Origin of the sequence: Brachyspira hyodysenteriae ATCC 27164 (assembly GCF_001676785.2) — a bacterium.
Lineage (GTDB): Bacteria > Spirochaetota > Brachyspiria > Brachyspirales > Brachyspiraceae > Brachyspira > Brachyspira hyodysenteriae.
The window spans coordinates 2,614,367-2,632,038 of record NZ_CP015910.2; the positions used below are offsets into that span (position 1 = coordinate 2,614,367).

Here is a 17,672-nt window from a genome sequence, read left to right on the forward strand (position 1 = left end):
ATATTTCTTATAAAATATTTTCGGTATAATTAAAATTTGTTTAATACTTTTTTATTGTTTACAATACTATATATATATTATTTATATAATAATAATTGAAATAAACATAAAAATATGTTAGAATTACTATATAATTGATTATATACATTTTCTTAAGCAATGTTAAAGTATGAAGTTGTTCTCTATTAGTAGTTTTATATAAATAATTTATATACAATAGGGGGATAAAATGAGTTCACATAACATGGAATATTATACTTTAGAAAGAATTGAAGAAATACTCAATGATAATGAATTCTATGGTGATGATGATTCCGAAAATGATGAAAAAGAATTCATATATAATAAAGAATATTCCAATATTATAAATATATTACAAGAATATTTAAAAAATGATGATAAAAATATAAAAAAATTATTCCTGTTGGCAAAAGCATACTATCTAAATTTTGATTCCAAAAACAGCATAGAAATACTAAAAAAAATAATAGAATTAGACAGCAAAAATGACAGAGCATTATATTGGCTCGCATGCGTGTACTATTCTTGTAATGTTATTAATGATGCTTTAAAAAACATAAAAAATGCAATAGAAATAAATGATAAGGACTCTGAATACTGGTATTTGATTGGGGAAATATACGATAACATAGGAAATTATACCGATGCCTCAATTGCATATAGAAAAGCTTACGAAATAAACAATACATCAGAAATTAATAATAATAAACAATATTATGCTTTTACTTTGGCTAAAGAATATTTAAAAACTGAAAATTTTGAAGAGGCTGTAAAATATCTTAAAAAATCTTTAGAAAACCTAAAAAATGATAATAACAATGAGATTATGCATTATTTAGCATTAGCCTATGATAAAAATAAACAGTATAATGAAGCAATAGAAACATATCAAAAATTATTGAAAATGGATTATCATAGTGAATTAGAGGATTTTTCTTCTATAGCAATAGATTCGCTTGCTAAAATATACATAAAAATTGGAAAGAATGAAGAAGCTTCAAATATATATAAAAAGTATATAGAAATTAATCCTTCTCTATGGAGCATAATAACAAAATTCTATGATAAAGACGATGGTATTGATCAATATAAAGAAATTATAAATGCATATAATGATGTAATGAAAGAAAATCCTTCAAATAATCAGTATTACTATTATTTATCCGAATTGTATAAGGATATTAAAGAATATAATAAAGCTATAGAATTATACAATAAAGCTATAGAAATAAATCCTAATGATTTTAATTACTATATTTCAATAGCTGCATTATATGAAGATATAAAAGAATATAATAAATCTATAGAAATGTTAAAAAAGGCAATAGAGAAAGATCCAAATAATATTGATGCCTACATTACATTAGGAGATTTATACGAAAAATTAGATAAGGTAGATGATAGAAACATTATATACAATAAAGCAATAGAAATATACAGCAATGAAAATGATGCTTACAGCTTTGAAAATATTGGAAATCTATATGAAAAGTTAGGAGATATAGAACAAAGAAATAATGCATATAAAAAAGCAATAGAGATATATAATGAAACACCTGATATATATCATTTAGAAAAACAAGCTGATTTATATATAAAACTTAATGATAAAAATAATGCCATTAATTCATATAAAAAATTATTAGAAATAGATCCTTATAACAATAAAGCATTAGAAAAAATAGAAGAATTACAATAATTCTTAATGATATTAAAAGATTAATTATATTTGATAATTATATAATAAATACAAATCTATAAAAATTAAAATATATTTTCACACGCACGCAGAATAATTTTTTAATATATGTTTATTAAAAATTTTTATGCAGATAATATATTAAAATTTATTTACCGTGCGTTAAAAGAATTGCTAATACAATAAAATTTAGGGCGGGTGTGCTTTAATAAATAAAGCTAAAAAAATTAATTTTTTTTAATTATAAGTGAAGCTAAAAAATATAGAGGGCGGGGTATGTAATTAAGTTTTAAAACTTATCTTCACTCCCCACCCCATAAATTTTTTAATTTAATTTGAATTTTTTATTATTTATTTCTCTATTGTCTAATTAGAATTTTAACTCCCCTCCCAAGATTTTTTAAATTTAGTATGCATACACCGCGCGCAGAATAATTTTTTAATATATGTTTATTAAAAATTTAATTTAAATAATATATAGTAATTAATTTACCGCGCGTCAGATTAATAATAATATTAAAAATTACTCTTTTGCAACTATTTTCAAATAATTTAAGAATGCATCATCTTCGCATATAGTCTTACCTTCATCATCTGATATTTTAGCAACAGGCTTACCATTAACACTTTGAAGTTTCATAACTATATTTAAAGGTTTTGCTATAGGTTCAAAATCATTTGTGATATAAGTACCTATACCAAATGCTACATTAGTTTCATCTTTGAATTCTTTGTATATATTATATGCCTTATCAAAATTAAGACTATCGCTAAAAAGCAATGTCTTAGTTCTTGGATCAACTCTCAGTTTTTTATAGTGATTTATAACTTTATGCCCCCAAACAAAAGGATCTCCTGAATCATGTCTTATTCCATCATAAAGTTTTGCAAAATATAAATCAAAATCTTTTAAAAATTTATCAGTACCTAATGTATCCGATAAAGCTATTCCTAAATCTCCTCTATATTCATTAACCCAAGACTGAAGCATAAATTTCTGACTTTCTGCAAGTCTCACTTTATCTAATGCCTGCCCTATCTGATAATATTCATGAGCATTAGTACCAACCGCAAGTAAATCATAAGTTTTAGCAAAATATACATTGCTCGTTCCAACCAAACATGCGGCTGGTAGCTTTTCTTTTAATATAGAAATAACTTTCTTCTGCCAATCGAATGAAAATCTTCTCCTAGTCCCAAAATCTGAAAATCTAAATCCATTATCTGATTTATGTATGGGAAGTAATTTCTCATCTATTTTTTTTATTAAATTAGTTTTAGCCTGTTCATAAGCTTTTTTACCATTATCATCTTTACAAGTAGTATAGGCATAATAAATCTCACTAATCATAGCAAGAATAGGTATCTCCCAAAGAATAGTTTGATACCAAGGGCCTTCTATTTCTACAGTTAATTTATCATCATCAAATAAAGCTCTTATATGTTCTCCTAAAGGCTTATATAATTTAAGAAACTCTATATAATCTTTTTTTATGAATCTTAAAGAAGCCAAATATTCCAATTCATCTTTTCTGAAAGTTAAATCACAGAAATATTTTATCTGTTTCAAAAATTCCCTATGCATATCTTCAGTCCATTCCAAAATATTCCTGCTTCTAAATACATAACGAACCCAAACATCAGAAAACTGTCTTAAAGCACATTGCTGCATAGTGAATTTATATAAATCAGTGTCTAGTAAACTATTTATTATAGGTTTCATTTTTTATCCTTATCTATTTTTTTATTTTATCAAAAGTTTTGGATATCTTATAAAGCCTATAAATTCCCGAGACAAAACCTACAAATATACCTATTATTGTAAATAAAGGCTTACTGTTAAAATGTTTATCTGCATAATATCCTACAAAAGTCAACCCTAATACCATGCTTCCAAACTCAACACCAAGTGCGGCATATTTTATTCCATTTTGTAGTTTTTTATTATCCGTTATATTCATTGATATTCCACTGTTGTAAATATTAATGGATTAACATATTCAGTAGCTATTCTCAATTCATACTCAAAAACACCCGTTTTGGCATTTCCCAATATTTCACCTTTCTTCACATCCATTTTTTCTGATACCAAAGAAGTAGCAAGTCCGCTGTATCTAGTAATAATACCAAATCTATGATAAATTGTAATTGTAAACCCTGTATCCTTATCGTAAGTTATATCATTAACAGTACCGGAAGCAGTAGCCCTAATCAAAGTTCCTGCAATAGTCTCAAAACCTATTCCTCTTGATATAATAGAGCCATCCTGATATGGTCTGGATATAACAGCATATCTTGAATCTATAGGCAGTATTGAAGGTATAGGCTCTAATGCATTATTCTTTGAAGTTATATTAGCCTTTAATTCATCTAAATACACCTTTAATTTTTCCAATTCTTCTGCTCTTAGATTCATAAGAAGGATATTATCCATATAATTGCTGGAAAAATTTATATTATTTGTATCTACTTTCAAAATAGATGCAATATTTGACATATCGCTTCTATAATAATCATTAGAAACTACAGAACTGAATATATTTTCAAGAGAATTTATCTCGGTTAATTTATCCTTATAACTTCCACTTAATACCTCAGTTTTACTAGCTAAAACAGTATTTTTTGTAAGGAAAGAAAAAGTTGTAAGAAGTGATAATGAAATTATCAATACTATTATTATAATAGAATATATTGGAAGTGATAATGTTTTAGTTTTCTTTTTAGAATGCGGTATAAACATAAAGTAAATTCTGTGAGTAAGAAATTTACCTATTTTATGAAAAAATAAATGAAAAAAATTTTCTTTTTTATTTATATATTTATTATTATTTTTCTTTTTCTTAGGTTTTATATACATAATTCTACTACTGCCTATTTTAGAGTTATTTTAACAAAATATTGATTTTTAATCAACAATATAATAACAGTTAAATAGTTTATTTTGTAGTATATATATCAACTAAAGCCAAATACATCTGATTAGCCAATTCTTTTACAGCCTTATTGCTTCCAAACTGCCATTCATGTATAAAAGCAGATTCTATAAGTACAGAAGGAACATCTTTTTTAATTTCCTGCTTATTATATGCATTTTCAAAAGCATCGCCTATAACTATTAAACCTCTTAAAGATATAGCATTATTTATAAGTTCTTCTCTATCATAGAATTTCCAAACAGAATTAGGAAGAACTCTGTCATGTCCTATTATTGGAGATATTTTATATTTTTCCTGCATTCTTTCAGATAATTTATATGCAACCTGCATAGAAGCTGGAAATTCCCTATTATAAGGACTAACTATAACATGAAAGCCTGAAGTTTTATTTCTTCTGCTTATATAAGGCATATAATCAAAATGTATGCTTAAAAGTAAATCAAAATTATTATCTATAGCATAATGTCTTATAGCATATAATTCTAAAGTCTGGTATCTAGTTAAATTTCCGGTTCTTTCTTCTCCTTTTACTTTAGTATTATATATACCTAGAAGCTCTTCATAATTGTTAGTCATATACTCTTTTATAGGTCTGCTGTAATATGCCCCTTCTCTGCTTAAGAAATACTCGAATCTATTATCTTCTGAAAGTATTTTTGCTAATTCCCTTGCTACTCTCAAATTCATATAATATTCATAACCCAAATATCCTAATGCACCTTTAGTAGCTGCATTATGACCAGGATCTATAAGTATTCTTACCTTTCTATTTTCTATTATATCATTAAATTTTCTGCTCGGATTTTCGGCATTATTCAATTCACCTTCTCTTACTATAGTTTCAGAAACTTTAGTATTAGCAGTAACTATAAGAGATGAAAAAGATACTATTATCAAAACGATAATAACTGTAGAAAATATAATAAAACGGTTCTTGTTATTCATAGTAATTTAATTATCGTAAATAATTTTATTAAATTAATAAGCGTATATATAAAAATAGGGCTTTTATAAGCCCCATTATAATATTTACTTATTATTAATTATTATTGACAAGAAGCTTTTCCAGTACGTACATTTATTCCGCCGGCATCGGATATCATCTTGATAATATTCTGATTTCTTGATTCACATGCATAAGTATAAGCAGATTTATTCAATTGTTTGCTTACTATATTAACATCAACTTTTTTATCTAATAAAAATTTTACAGCTTTTTCTCTGCTGTTTCCAGCAGCAACCATAAGCATTGTTTCTCCGTCTCTTTTATCCTGCTCATTAAGATCTAATTTTCCATTATATAGAGGATATAAATATTCTATAACATCAATATTTCCTCCAAGTATAGCAGATTTAAAAGCACTTGTAACATCAGCAGTATCTCCTGCATAAAGATTGGCTCCTTTAGATATTAAATACTGAACAACATCTAAATACCCTATAAAAGCAGCCCATCCTAAAGCAGTTTGCTTCAGACTGTATGTATCCTGAACCTCTATATCCTGACCTGCTTCAACCATTCTTTTTATTTCATCAAGATTTCCTTCTTTAACAGCATCAAACCATTTAGCATTAGGACCTTGAGAACCTTTTGTATAAAATATTCTGTGTGAAAGTCTTCTAGGGTTGGCAAGATTGGTTAATTGCTCTGGTGTAAGCCTTTTAAATCTTGAAGTTTGAGAATAAAGAGGAATAGATAAAATTAAAATAAATAAAATACTGGCTAACTTTTTCATGTAATCTCTCCAATTTAGTTTTTGTTTTAAAACAAAAATTACTATGATTAGTAAAATAATTTTACTAATTTTAATTAAAAATAAATTACTATTATCACTAAAAATAATTGCATTATATAAATTATTATAGTATTATGATAACCAATAATAAATTAAAGGAAAAAGTTATGTTCAAAAAAATACTAATTATTTCACTAACATTGATTATGATATTTGCAGTATCATGCTCATCATCCAAAACAAGAAACAATAAAGAATTATTCATTAATGCAGGAGAAGAACCCAAAACAATAGACCCTACATTATCCGGAAATGATTTTGTATATCCAAGACATGTATTTGAAACTTTGATAACAAAGGATATATCAGGAAATTTACAGGCCGGAGCTTGTGAAAGCTTAAATATTTCTGATAATGGTCTTGTATATACTTTCAATTTAAGAACAAATGCCAAATGGTCTGACGGAAAAAATGTTATTGCTGATGATTTTGTATATGCATTACAAAGAGCAGCAAATCCTCTAAGCGGTGCTGAATATACATCTTTTATAGAATATATAAAAAATGCTGCTAAAATATTATCAAGAGAACTTCCTGTTGAGCAGCTTGGAGTAAAAGCTATTAATGATTACACTTTAGAAATAACTTTAGAAGCTCCTATAGGTTATTTCTTGGATATTTTAACTTATCCTATATTTGCCCCTGTTAGAAAAGATATAATAGAACAGTATGGAGATCAATGGTCATTAAAACCTGAAAGTTATATAGGTAACGGTGCGTTTATAATGACTGAAAGAAAGCTTGATGAAAAAATAGTTGTTGTAAAAAATACTAACTATTGGAATAAAAATAATATAGTACCTGAAAAAATTACTTTTGTTATGATGAAAGATGCTAATTTGGCATTAGCAGGAATAAAAGACGGTTCATTAGATTTTTCTGTTTATATTATAGAACAGGATTTAGAAAAATTAAAATCTGAAGGCATAGTTAATATTGCTCCATATTTTTCTACAGTTGCATTCGGTATAAATGCTACCAATGAAGTATTAAAAGATACAAGAATAAGAAAGGCTTTATCTTTAGCTATAGACAGAAACTATATAGTAGAAAATGTTGTTCCTACAGCTAAATCTCCTACAAGTGCTTGGGTGCCTGTTGGTGCTTATGATGTAGAGGGAGATTTCAGAGAAAATGGAGGAGAATATATAGATTTATCAAAAGAAGCTTACTCTAATAATGTAGAAATGGCTAAGCAATTAATGGCTGAAGCTGGATATCCTAATGGAGAAGGATTTCCTGTACTTGAATATAAAACTACTGCAGATTTAGTATATATACAAGTAGCAGAGGCAGTTCAGCAGATGTGGAAAGAAAATTTAGGTGTTGATTTACAAATATCATCTATGGAATGGGCAGCTTATCAGCAAATGAGAAGCGAAAAAAATTATCAGCTTATAAGAACTTTATGGATTGGTGATTACAGCGATCCTATGACTTTCTTAGAAAATTATTTAAGCTATAGAAGCCAAAATACATCAGGATACAGCAATAAACAATTTGATAATTATATAGAATCTGCTAGAAATTCTGTTAAGCAAGAAATAAGAATGAAAGCTATGCATGAAGCTGAAAAAATATTAATAGCAGAAGATAATTTATTAATACCAATATACAATCCTTCAAATCCTGTTTTAGTAAGTAAAAGATTGAAAGATTATGTTCTAACACCATTAATGGAATATCATTTCCATTATGCATATTTGGAATAAAATATAAAATTACGAATGCCTGCTATTTGTAAAAATAGATAAACAATTTTTATTAGCAATAATAAAAAATTAAAGCCTCGCCTAAAAATAGACGAGGCTTTTTATATACTCATTTCTATAATAAAAAAATTAATCTTTATTTTTTGCTGTATTATCTTTTTTTAATTTTTCTATTCTTATTTTAGTAACAATATTTCCGCTTTTACCAACTACAGTAAATGAATATCCATTATATTCTATATCCTCATTTCTTTTAGGAAGCCTGCCCAAATATGAAAATAAAAATCCTCCAACTGTATCTGCCTCATCATCCGGTATAGGCGGAAGTATCTCATATTTATTAAAATCATCTATTCTAGTTCTTGCATCAACTAAATATGTTCCATCATCATTGCTCTTTATTTCTTCGTCTTCTTCATCGTATTCATCTCTAATATCACCTATAATCTGCTCAAGCACATCTTCCATGGAAACAATACCAGAAAATCCGCCGTATTCATCAACAACCATAGCAATATGAATTTGCTTTTCTCTGAAATTTTTTAATAATTCCATTAATGAAATTGATATTGGTACGAATAAAGGTTTATGTAGAATTTTTTTAAGTGAGAAATTTTTTTCTTCTGCATCAATCAAATCTTTTACATACAAAACCCCTACTATATCATCTATGCCGTCTTTGTATACAGGAATTCTGGAATTTCTATCTCTATTAAAAGCCTTTATAACCTTATCATAAGAAGATTCCATAGGTATCATAACAACATCAACCCTAGGCACCATTATTTCTCTTACGCTCTTTGATTTCAATTCTATAGTATTAGTTATAATTTCTCTTTCTGCTTCTGTTAATGCGGATAAATTTATATAATTATTTTTTTCAGTATCACTATCTTTTTTTTTCACTATCTTAGATATTAATTTTTTTATTGGCATTTTATATATATCCTTAAATTATGATTTATTTTCTTTTATTGTTTTTATCACTTTTTTGTATAATTCCTTCATTTTCTTATTATTTTCCATTAATGATTTTCTAGTATAATTATGATGTATCCCTTTTAAATGAAGTATTGAATGAATGATTAATTTTAATACTGTCTTTTTTATTTTTTCATCACTATATCGAGTTACTACCCATTCATAAGAAATAACTATATCTCCGCCTTCATTAATATCGCCCATAGGAAATGTAAGTACATCGGTAGCTTTATCTTTATTTCTAAACTGTCTATTAAGATTTTTTATATATTCATCATCACAAAAAAGTAAATTAACCTCGCCGTCAATATCAGCAGTTTTTGAGGAGTAATATAAAAAATATTTATAATATTTTATATTTATATCATAATCAGTTTCATTAAAAACATTTACTTTCATAATATATTATTTTTTAATAGTTTCTTTACTTTCCTTAGTTTCCTTAGTATCTTTACTATATTTTAATTCTTTTGCATCTTTTTCACCTTTATGTTTCAAAGGTAATTTTTTAGCTATTTTATCTTTTATATTTTCTTTAATCTTTTCTACCTTTTTAGATTTTTTCTCATCTTTAATATCTTTGGCTATTTGTTTTTTAGAATCTTTTTCTTCTTTTTTATCTTCTTTCTTATCCTTTGTATCTTCTTTCTTTTCTTTTTCTTCTTTTTTACTTGATTCTTCTTCATTATCATTATTTAATTCAGGGTATTTAATTCTTTCATGCAATGATGCTATTATCTGCTGGAATGATATCTTTTTAATTATCTCTATATCTTTTAAAGTAAGTCCGCTGTCGTTTAACTCTCCATTAGCCATTTTATCATCTACAATATGCTCTATAAGCATTTCTAAATCTTCTCTTCTAGGAGAATCTAAAGATCTGCTTGCTGCTTCTATAGAATCTAATATCATTAATATAGCAGTAATTTTTGACTGAGGTCTAGGTCCAGGATATGTGAATAAATTAACATCAACATCAGGATTTTCTTTTAAAGCTTCAACATAAAAATATTTTATTAAGCTTGTTCCATGATGTTCTTTAATTGCCGCAATAACCTCTTTTGGAAGTCTGTATTTTTTAGCTATTTCAACACCCAAACGAACATGAGCTTTTACTATTGAAGCAGAAAGAGTAGGCTTTAATTTATTATGTCTATTTTCTGTTTTATTTGTATTTTCTATATAATAGAGAGGATTCTCCATTTTTCCTATATCATGATAATATGCTGATACGCAGGCAAGTCTTGCATCTTCCCCTATCTCTTCAGCTATAGTTTCTACCAAATTTGCCATACTTATAGAATGGTGATATGTACCAGGAGCATTCATTTGAAGTTTTCTAAGCAAAGGATTATTCAAATCTGATAATTCCTGAAGTCTGAATATAGTTGCTGTTTCAAGTACATATTCTATAATAGGTAAAAATATCATAACAAGTATAGACTGAGTAAATCCGCTTATGAAGGCAAATATAAAAGTCAAATAATTTATTTTTATATTATCATTTAATAATACACTTATCAAACACATTATGCTCAAATATGCCCCTATAAACAATCCGATGAAAATAATAGAATATCTATTATGTATTTTCTTTGATAATATAGATGCAAGTACAGATATAACAAATAATGCTGATATTTCAAATAATCCTGCCTGTGCCACATTAGCAGCAAGTAAAGTTATACATAATGTAATCATAGAAGATATTCCTCTTTTAGCCCCAAGCAAAGAGTTTATTATACTAAACATAGGAATGAATGTATATACATAAAAAGGAATATAAATATCTAATAAGCTATAAGAAATATGATTATAAAATATATAAGTAATGCCAATTATTACAGCATACTCTATAGAAAACAGTATAAAATTTTTAAAACTTATATAAAAAGGTATCTTATATCTTAACATTATAAATCCAATAAATGAAAAAAGAAGCAGAATAAATAAAGCCTGACCTATAAATATAGTTATATTATATCCACCAAAATTACTTCCGAATAGATTTCTAATTAATTCAGCTTTTTCTTCTGTTACTCTTTCTCCTACTGTTAAAATAGGAAAACCTTTTTTTATTAAATTATAAACAGGATTTACATTATATTTTATAGTATTTATTTTTTCTCTAGTTTTTGAAGAGTTATATATTAAATTATCTCTTAAAAATGCATTTGCAATAGATGATATAGAATTTATATGATTAATATTAAGATTTCTATATTTAGTACCTATCATTGAAGGCAGTTCTACTCTTAAATCTTCCAAAAAGAAAACTCTGTTTCTAGGAAGCAATTTCTCTTCAATTATGTAATTATCATAACTATATACGAATATACCATTATCCAATATCAAGCTCAATGTATCAGAACTTAAATTTCCTCTTGATATAATACCTACTCCGAATAATTCTTTAACTGTTTCTATTACTTTAGCTTCATATCCTATATTAAGATCATTAACTACAGCATTTGAAAATACAGATTTATTTATAGGCTCATCATAAATAAGTAAAAATTGATTATACATCTCATCAATAGAAATATTATTATCATGAGATATTCTCATAAAAGAAAACATATTGCTTATTTTAGATAAAGCTTCATATTCTATATTTTTAGGCATATCAAATACCGGAGATATAGTAGCTTCTGTATAATATAAAAGTTTTTCAGTTTCTTCTTTATTTTCATATCTTACATTCTGCTTTACTATAAAAGGCTCTGTAACTATATCGCCTACATTAGGGATATTAACCTTTTGCATATAAGTTGGGAAAACCAAAAATAGAGTAAAACAGTATAATAATATAGCTATACTTAATTGAAAAAATCTTTCTATATTTGGTGTTTTATTCAAAACAGATTTTACTATTTTTTTATTCGTATTCATAATTAATTAATACCTTTCAAAAAAATAAATTTTTTTATTAATAATCAGCATTATCATAAGCCTCTAATATCTTAGAAACTAAATGATGCCTTATAACATCTTTCTTTTCAAAATGATGAAAACTAATGCCGTTTATATTGCTTAATATTTTCAAAGCATGTTCTAATCCTGACTGAGCATTTTTAGGCAAATCGCTTTGAGATATATCTCCTGTAACAACAACTTTAGATTTCTCACCTATTCTGCTTAAAAACATTTTCATCTGAGATATAGTAGTATTTTGTGCCTCATCTAATATAATAAAAGATCTGCTTAAAGTTCTTCCCCTCATATATGCAAGAGGAGCTACTTCTATTTTACCCTCTTCAGTATATCTTGATATCATATCAGCAGATATTATGCTATATAAAGCATCATAAACAGGACGCATATAAGGAGATATTTTTTCTTTAAAATCACCAGGCAAATATCCTAAACTCTCACCTGCCTCTACAACAGGTCTTGTTATAATAAGGCGTTCTATTTTTCCTTCGGCAAGTAAATTTATAGCATAAGCAACGGAAAGAAAAGTTTTACCAGTACCGGCAGCACCTGTAGAAAATATTATATCGCTTTTTTGCATCTTATAAAGGTATTCACCTTGTGATACAGTTTTCATTTCTATATTTCTGCCTAAATAAGGCAATTTTATTTTCATCGATATAAATTTATTTTCTTTGTCATTATGAATACTGTCGGCTATATTAATAACTTTTTGTTCTGTTATTTCTGCAGATGAATTGTATAAATCTTTTAAAGTATATAAAACTTTTAAGGTGTCTTCTATTCTTACTAGATCACCTTTTATAGTTAATTCATTCCCTTTAGGATATATGGAAACATTAAATTTATTTTCTAATATTTCAAGATGCTTATCTTCTATTCCGCATATAGATATAAAAGAATCAGTATCTTTGAATTTTACCTTATTATCTAAAATTTTGTTATTAATTATATTAAGTCCTTTATATAATTTAAAATACTTTACTTTTATAATATACTAAAATCATATCTATTGTCAACATTAACTAAAAAAAATATAATATTTTTTATAATATAATTTAGACAAAAACAGCATATACTTACATATATATATTAAAAATCATATATCATAAAATATTATTGTACATTATTTTTATACACAATAATATTTCTTTATTCATATAATCTAGTTTAATATCACTAAAAAATAAAATAATTTTAAATATAAAGTATAATACCATTGTAAATAAAAAATAAAAAAAATTATAAAAATATATAGACTATTTTTTTTATTTATAGTAGTATATACTAGTTTAGTATATAGTTTAATTAAAGGATATAAAGTTATACTTTGATTTTAATATTATGAGAATTTTACTTGCAATAACAAGCTCAATATCTGCATACAAAACTCCATTTCTTGTTAGTCATCTAAGGAAACAAGGACATAATGTCATTTGTGCAGTTACAAAAAATGCACAAAATATGGTTGGCGTCAAAGCATTAGAAACTATGAGCGGCAATAAAGTGATAACAGATTTATGGCAGGAAGATGATATACTCAGACATATTCATATTAACGAAGAAACAGATGTATTATTAATAGCCCCTGCCGATGTAAATATTATAGGAAAAATAGCAAATGGAATATGCGATGATGCAATAAGCACAATAGCATGTGCATATACAAAAAAGAAATATTTTGCTCCTGCTATGAATCCTCATATGTGGTCTAATAAAGCAAATCAAAAAAATGTTAAATATCTAATAGAAGAATTAAATTATGAATTAATACCGCCTGAAAGCGGAAATATGGCATGCAATGATGAAGGTGTTGGAAGGCTTGCCGATCTTGATACTATAATAAAAATAGTAACTTCAAATAATGAATCACTAAAATATAATAATATCAGATTCACTATTACATCAGGAGCTACAATAGAATGGATAGATCCTATAAGATATATCACCAATAATTCAAGCGGCAAGATGGGAGCTTCTATATATGAAGAAATATCTTCAAACGGAGGAATCTCTACATATATAGAGGGAAGTGTTAATGATAATTTAACTATAAAAAATAATGATAAAAAAATTAAAATAAATACCACTAAAGAATTGCAGGATAATGTATTAAATGAACTTGATAATACAGATATACTTATTATGGCTGCTGCTCCTTTAGATTTCAGACCTGCACAGGTTTTTGATAAAAAGGTAAAAAAGCACAATATAAATAGTATAGAATTAATAGAAAATGATGATATACTTGCATCTTCAAAAAATAAAAAGAAAAATGGAACATTAATAGTATCTTTTGCCGCAGAAACTGCTGAAAATGATGAGGAACTAAAAAATTATGCTGTAGATAAGATGAAAAGAAAAGATGCTGATATGATAGTGGCAAATAAAATAAAAGATGCTATAGGAAAAGATACTAATAAAATTACAATATTTTTTAAAGACGGAAGATTTAAATCATTTCCTCTTTTAAGTAAAAAAGAATGTGCTAAAGAAATAGTTTCTGAAGCTGTTTCAGAATGGAAGAAAAAAAATAACATTACGGGATTTTAAATAATGAGCTACCTTTATGAAATAAAAGAAATTAGTAAGATATATGGTCATGGCGGAGGTGCTACACAGGCATTAAAATCTGTTAACCTTACAATAGAAGAAGGAAAACTTACTGCTATATTAGGACCTAGCGGTTCAGGAAAAAGTACTTTGCTTAATATATTAGGTGCTTTGGATAAGCCTACAAGCGGACAGGTATTATTCTTGGGTGAGGATATTTCTCATTATAGTAATAAAAGATTAGCTAAATTCAGAAGAGAAAATATAGGATTCGTATTTCAAAGCTATAACTTACTTCCTAACCTAACAGCTATAGAGAATGTTGAATTTTCTACTGAAATTACAGGACTTTCAAGAAGTAATGCAGAAGAAGCTTTAAAATTATTAGGACTTGAAAACAGAGTAAAACATTATCCTACAGAATTATCCGGAGGAGAACAGCAAAGAGTAAGTATAGCACGTGCCATAGCTAAAAAGCCTAAAGTAGTATTATGCGATGAGCCTACAGGAGCTTTAGATAATAAAACAGGAGTTATGGCTTTAAAAATACTTAGAGATCTAAACAGAAATTTAGGAACAAGCATCATACTTATTACACATAGTAAAGAAATAGCTAAAATGGCTGATACTGTTGTAAAAATTTTAAGCGGTGAAGTATTAGATAAATATGATGTGGCAAATCCTTTGAATCCTGAAGATATAGAGTGGTAAAATAATAATGATAAATATAAAAACTAAACTATTATTTAGAAAAATAAATAAGCAGCTTGCTATATTTATGTCTGCTGTATTCATAGTAACATTGGCTGTACTTTTCTTCGTTGCTGTAAAAACAGTGTATAGAGATTTTAAACTATCAGCTGAAAATTATTTTGAAGAAAATACATTAGATGATTTAGTATTATTCGGTATGTTTGATACCAATGATATAGAAACTCTTGAAGAAATGAAGGGCATTGATAAAGTTGTTGCTAAGCATAGATTTCAAGGAAAAATAGACAATATTGATGCTATAATTTACGGTACTGATAATTCTGAAGATAAGATAAATAAGCCTTATGTATATGAAGGAAAATCTGAATTAAAGACTAATGAAATAGCAATCAATAAAAATTTTGCAGAAGCTAATTCTTTAAAATTAGGCGATACTGTAGAAGTAGTATTTAATGATAAAACTAATTCATTTGTTATAGCAGCTTTAGTATCTTATCCTAATTATGTATTTTTATTTAAAGACGGAGCAAGTACTGCATCTGAAGCTAAAGATTTTGCGGTTATAGAAGTTCATGAGGATCATTTTAATTATATACCTTATAATTCAATATATATAAAATATACTGAAGATGCTAATAAAGAAAATATTGAAAATTTAATAAGAATAAAATTAAAACAAAAAATATTCTTGTTTACAGACAGAGTTCAGTCAGTTAACTATGTGAACTATGAACAGACATTGCTTCAAATTGACTCTTTCTCATATATATGTCCTTCTATACTTCTTCTTATGGCAATACTTTTACTTTATATTATACAAAGAAGAAATGTTGCTGTAGAAAGAAAACAAATAGGTATAATGAAAGCTATAGGACTTACAGATTTTTCTATAATGTTTATGTATATCAAATATTCATTTTTAGTATCATTTTTTGGAATACTTTTAGCTTTTATTGCAAGCAATTTACTTTTGCCGCCGATATTTAATGCATTAGGAAATATATTTGATATGCCTAATTTTAATCATCATACTTATGTTGATTTATGGATAATAGCTTCTTTGATTATATTATTCGTATGTATATTTTCTAATCTTTTGGCTGCAGTATCTATATTGAAATTAAATCCTGCTCAGTCTATGAGAGGAGAGCCTCCTAAAGGATCAGGTAAAAGTTTTGTAGAAAAATTACCAATTTGGAATAAATTTTCTTTTAATACAAGATATGCTATAAAAAATGCATCAAGGAGCAAAACAAGATATTTAGCCTCTCTTTGGGGAATGTTTGCTGCTATAAGTATGACTATATTTGCTCAAGGGTTTAATAATTCATTTGACTATTTCTTATATAACTTATATGAAAAATTTGCTTTATACGATGTTGTTGCTAATATAAATCCTACAAAATGGGAAGATAATTCTGATATATTTACTAATGAAGGCATTAAATATTATGATAAAGCAGCTATTTATCAAGCAAGATTATATCCTGCATTTGAGGATAATGCTGAAAGTTTATATATACCTGCTTTAATATACAAAGACAGTTTTTCTTCTATGGAAATACCTAATAATAATGAAAAAGAAGATTCTGTAATGATTCCTAAATATTTAGCTGAAAAATTAAATATTAAAGAAAATGATTATATTGGAATAGAGTTATATACTTTAGGAAACAGTATTTCAAGAAGAGTTAAAGTAAGTAAATTTGTTGATCAGCAAGGTATGTTCTATGTATATATAGATAAAAAATTTGCTGAGGAAACATTTAAAATAAAGGATGTTTATAACAGCATATTTATATCCACTAAAGATGATTTCACTAAAGAAGATATGAAAGATATATTGGATAAAAGTAAAGAGGTTTCATATTACAGTTTCAGAAATGATGAATATGAGGCTTATAAAAATCAGATAGCTACTATATATTTATTAGTTCAAATACTTATATTCATAGCCTTCTTACTGGGTGCTACTTCTCTTTATGGTGTAGGAGTTATAACGCTTGCAACTAGAAGATATGAATTCACTCTTCTTAAAGTTATGGGATATACTACAAAGGAAATTATGATAGCATCTTTAAAAGAAACTATCACTCAGATAATAGTTGCCATACCATTAGGAATAGCAGCAGGATATGGAATATTATATTTGGTAAAAAAACCTTTCTCAAGCAAATTATTTTCATTCGTTCCATATGTATATCAATCAAGCTATATACTTGCTATAGCATTGCTTATAACTGTAATATTCCTTGTATCTATAATGAGTGCTTATTATATAAACAGATTGGATATGGTTGAAGGATTAAAGGATAGAGAAGAATAA

The 17,672-nt window shown here is 26.5% G+C and carries 14 protein-coding genes; 5 read left to right on the forward strand and 9 right to left on the reverse strand.

What is annotated here, in order from left to right; all coding sequences use genetic code 11:
• Positions 1 to 229: 229 nt before the first annotated feature.
• Positions 230 to 1,720 carry a tetratricopeptide repeat protein gene (locus BHYOB78_RS11425; protein ID WP_020064796.1) on the forward strand — a complete coding sequence of 497 codons (1,491 nt, stop codon included), beginning with the start codon at positions 230 to 232 and terminating at the stop codon, positions 1,718 to 1,720.
• A gap of 523 nt (positions 1,721 to 2,243) precedes the next feature.
• On the opposite strand, the gene pncB is transcribed toward BHYOB78_RS11425, so the two are convergent.
• The 5 genes from pncB to BHYOB78_RS11450 all read right to left on the reverse strand — a co-directional run bounded on the left by pncB (position 2,244) and on the right by BHYOB78_RS11450 (position 6,392).
• Entirely contained in the window at positions 2,244 to 3,443 is a 1,200-nt protein-coding gene (gene pncB, locus BHYOB78_RS11430) for a nicotinate phosphoribosyltransferase (protein ID WP_012670938.1), read from the reverse strand.
• A gap of 13 nt (positions 3,444 to 3,456) precedes the next feature.
• Positions 3,457 to 3,681 carry an AtpZ/AtpI family protein gene (locus tag BHYOB78_RS11435; protein ID WP_012670939.1) on the reverse strand — a complete coding sequence of 75 codons (225 nt, stop codon included), beginning with the start codon at positions 3,679 to 3,681 and terminating at the stop codon, positions 3,457 to 3,459.
• On the reverse strand, positions 3,678 to 4,577 hold the full coding sequence (locus BHYOB78_RS11440) for a M23 family metallopeptidase (protein ID WP_012670940.1): 900 nt from the start codon (positions 4,575 to 4,577) through the stop codon (positions 3,678 to 3,680). The genes BHYOB78_RS11435 and BHYOB78_RS11440 overlap by 4 nt, the downstream gene beginning before the upstream one ends.
• Before the next feature lie 79 nt (positions 4,578 to 4,656).
• A complete protein-coding gene (locus BHYOB78_RS11445) occupies positions 4,657 to 5,601 on the reverse strand; it encodes an N-acetylmuramoyl-L-alanine amidase family protein (protein WP_020064795.1) in 945 nt (314 codons plus the stop codon).
• Between the two features lie 101 nt (positions 5,602 to 5,702).
• Positions 5,703 to 6,392 carry an ankyrin repeat domain-containing protein gene (locus BHYOB78_RS11450; protein WP_012670942.1) on the reverse strand — a complete coding sequence of 230 codons (690 nt, stop codon included), beginning with the start codon at positions 6,390 to 6,392 and terminating at the stop codon, positions 5,703 to 5,705.
• A 167-nt stretch (positions 6,393 to 6,559) separates the two neighbouring features.
• On the opposite strand from BHYOB78_RS11450, the gene BHYOB78_RS11455 reads away from it, so the two are divergent.
• Entirely contained in the window at positions 6,560 to 8,164 is a 1,605-nt protein-coding gene (locus BHYOB78_RS11455) for a peptide ABC transporter substrate-binding protein (RefSeq protein WP_020064794.1), read from the forward strand.
• Positions 8,165 to 8,293: 129 nt separating this feature from the next.
• On the opposite strand, the gene tlyC is transcribed toward BHYOB78_RS11455, so the two are convergent.
• From tlyC to BHYOB78_RS11475, 4 genes are read right to left on the reverse strand one after another with little or no spacing between them, the layout of a single operon-like run.
• A complete protein-coding gene (tlyC, locus tag BHYOB78_RS11460) occupies positions 8,294 to 9,100 on the reverse strand; it encodes a hemolysin C (protein ID WP_012670944.1) in 807 nt (268 codons plus the stop codon).
• A gap of 18 nt (positions 9,101 to 9,118) precedes the next feature.
• Positions 9,119 to 9,544: an rRNA maturation RNase YbeY gene (gene ybeY / locus BHYOB78_RS11465; protein ID WP_012670945.1), complete on the reverse strand. Its 426-nt coding sequence runs from the start codon at positions 9,542 to 9,544 to the stop codon at positions 9,119 to 9,121.
• Between the two features lie 6 nt (positions 9,545 to 9,550).
• Positions 9,551 to 12,037, reverse strand: a complete 2,487-nt coding sequence (locus BHYOB78_RS11470) for an HD family phosphohydrolase (protein ID WP_020064793.1) — start codon at positions 12,035 to 12,037, stop codon at positions 9,551 to 9,553.
• Between the two features lie 37 nt (positions 12,038 to 12,074).
• Positions 12,075 to 12,695, reverse strand: coding sequence for a PhoH family protein (locus tag BHYOB78_RS11475; protein ID WP_239650243.1), 621 nt, complete (start codon positions 12,693 to 12,695; stop codon positions 12,075 to 12,077).
• A 728-nt stretch (positions 12,696 to 13,423) separates the two neighbouring features.
• On the opposite strand from BHYOB78_RS11475, the gene coaBC reads away from it, so the two are divergent.
• From coaBC to BHYOB78_RS11490, 3 genes are read left to right on the forward strand one after another with little or no spacing between them, the layout of a single operon-like run.
• Complete coding sequence (gene coaBC, locus BHYOB78_RS11480) at positions 13,424 to 14,632, forward strand: bifunctional phosphopantothenoylcysteine decarboxylase/phosphopantothenate--cysteine ligase CoaBC (protein ID WP_020064791.1); 1,209 nt, start codon at positions 13,424 to 13,426, stop codon at positions 14,630 to 14,632.
• Between the two features lie 3 nt (positions 14,633 to 14,635).
• Complete coding sequence (locus BHYOB78_RS11485) at positions 14,636 to 15,343, forward strand: ABC transporter ATP-binding protein (RefSeq protein WP_012670949.1); 708 nt, start codon at positions 14,636 to 14,638, stop codon at positions 15,341 to 15,343.
• 7 nt (positions 15,344 to 15,350) lie between these two features.
• Entirely contained in the window at positions 15,351 to 17,672 is a 2,322-nt protein-coding gene (locus BHYOB78_RS11490; RefSeq protein WP_012670950.1) for an ABC transporter permease, read from the forward strand.

Excerpts from the sequence above, each read along its gene's own strand:
- BHYOB78_RS11425 (WP_020064796.1), top strand. The coding sequence starts at position 230 with ATGAGTTCACATAACATGGAATATTATACTTTAGAAAGAATTGAAGAA.
- pncB (WP_012670938.1), bottom strand. The coding sequence starts at position 3,443 with ATGAAACCTATAATAAATAGTTTACTAGACACTGATTTATATAAATTC.
- BHYOB78_RS11435 (WP_012670939.1), bottom strand. The coding sequence starts at position 3,681 with ATGAATATAACGGATAATAAAAAACTACAAAATGGAATAAAATATGCC.
- BHYOB78_RS11440 (WP_012670940.1), bottom strand. The coding sequence starts at position 4,577 with ATGTATATAAAACCTAAGAAAAAGAAAAATAATAATAAATATATAAAT.
- BHYOB78_RS11445 (WP_020064795.1), bottom strand. The coding sequence starts at position 5,601 with ATGAATAACAAGAACCGTTTTATTATATTTTCTACAGTTATTATCGTT.
- BHYOB78_RS11450 (WP_012670942.1), bottom strand. The coding sequence starts at position 6,392 with ATGAAAAAGTTAGCCAGTATTTTATTTATTTTAATTTTATCTATTCCT.
- BHYOB78_RS11455 (WP_020064794.1), top strand. The coding sequence starts at position 6,560 with ATGTTCAAAAAAATACTAATTATTTCACTAACATTGATTATGATATTT.
- tlyC (WP_012670944.1), bottom strand. The coding sequence starts at position 9,100 with ATGCCAATAAAAAAATTAATATCTAAGATAGTGAAAAAAAAAGATAGT.
- ybeY (WP_012670945.1), bottom strand. The coding sequence starts at position 9,544 with ATGAAAGTAAATGTTTTTAATGAAACTGATTATGATATAAATATAAAA.
- BHYOB78_RS11470 (WP_020064793.1), bottom strand. The coding sequence starts at position 12,037 with ATGAATACGAATAAAAAAATAGTAAAATCTGTTTTGAATAAAACACCA.
- BHYOB78_RS11475 (WP_239650243.1), bottom strand. The coding sequence starts at position 12,695 with ATGAAAACTGTATCACAAGGTGAATACCTTTATAAGATGCAAAAAAGC.
- coaBC (WP_020064791.1), top strand. The coding sequence starts at position 13,424 with ATGAGAATTTTACTTGCAATAACAAGCTCAATATCTGCATACAAAACT.
- BHYOB78_RS11485 (WP_012670949.1), top strand. The coding sequence starts at position 14,636 with ATGAGCTACCTTTATGAAATAAAAGAAATTAGTAAGATATATGGTCAT.
- BHYOB78_RS11490 (WP_012670950.1), top strand. The coding sequence starts at position 15,351 with ATGATAAATATAAAAACTAAACTATTATTTAGAAAAATAAATAAGCAG.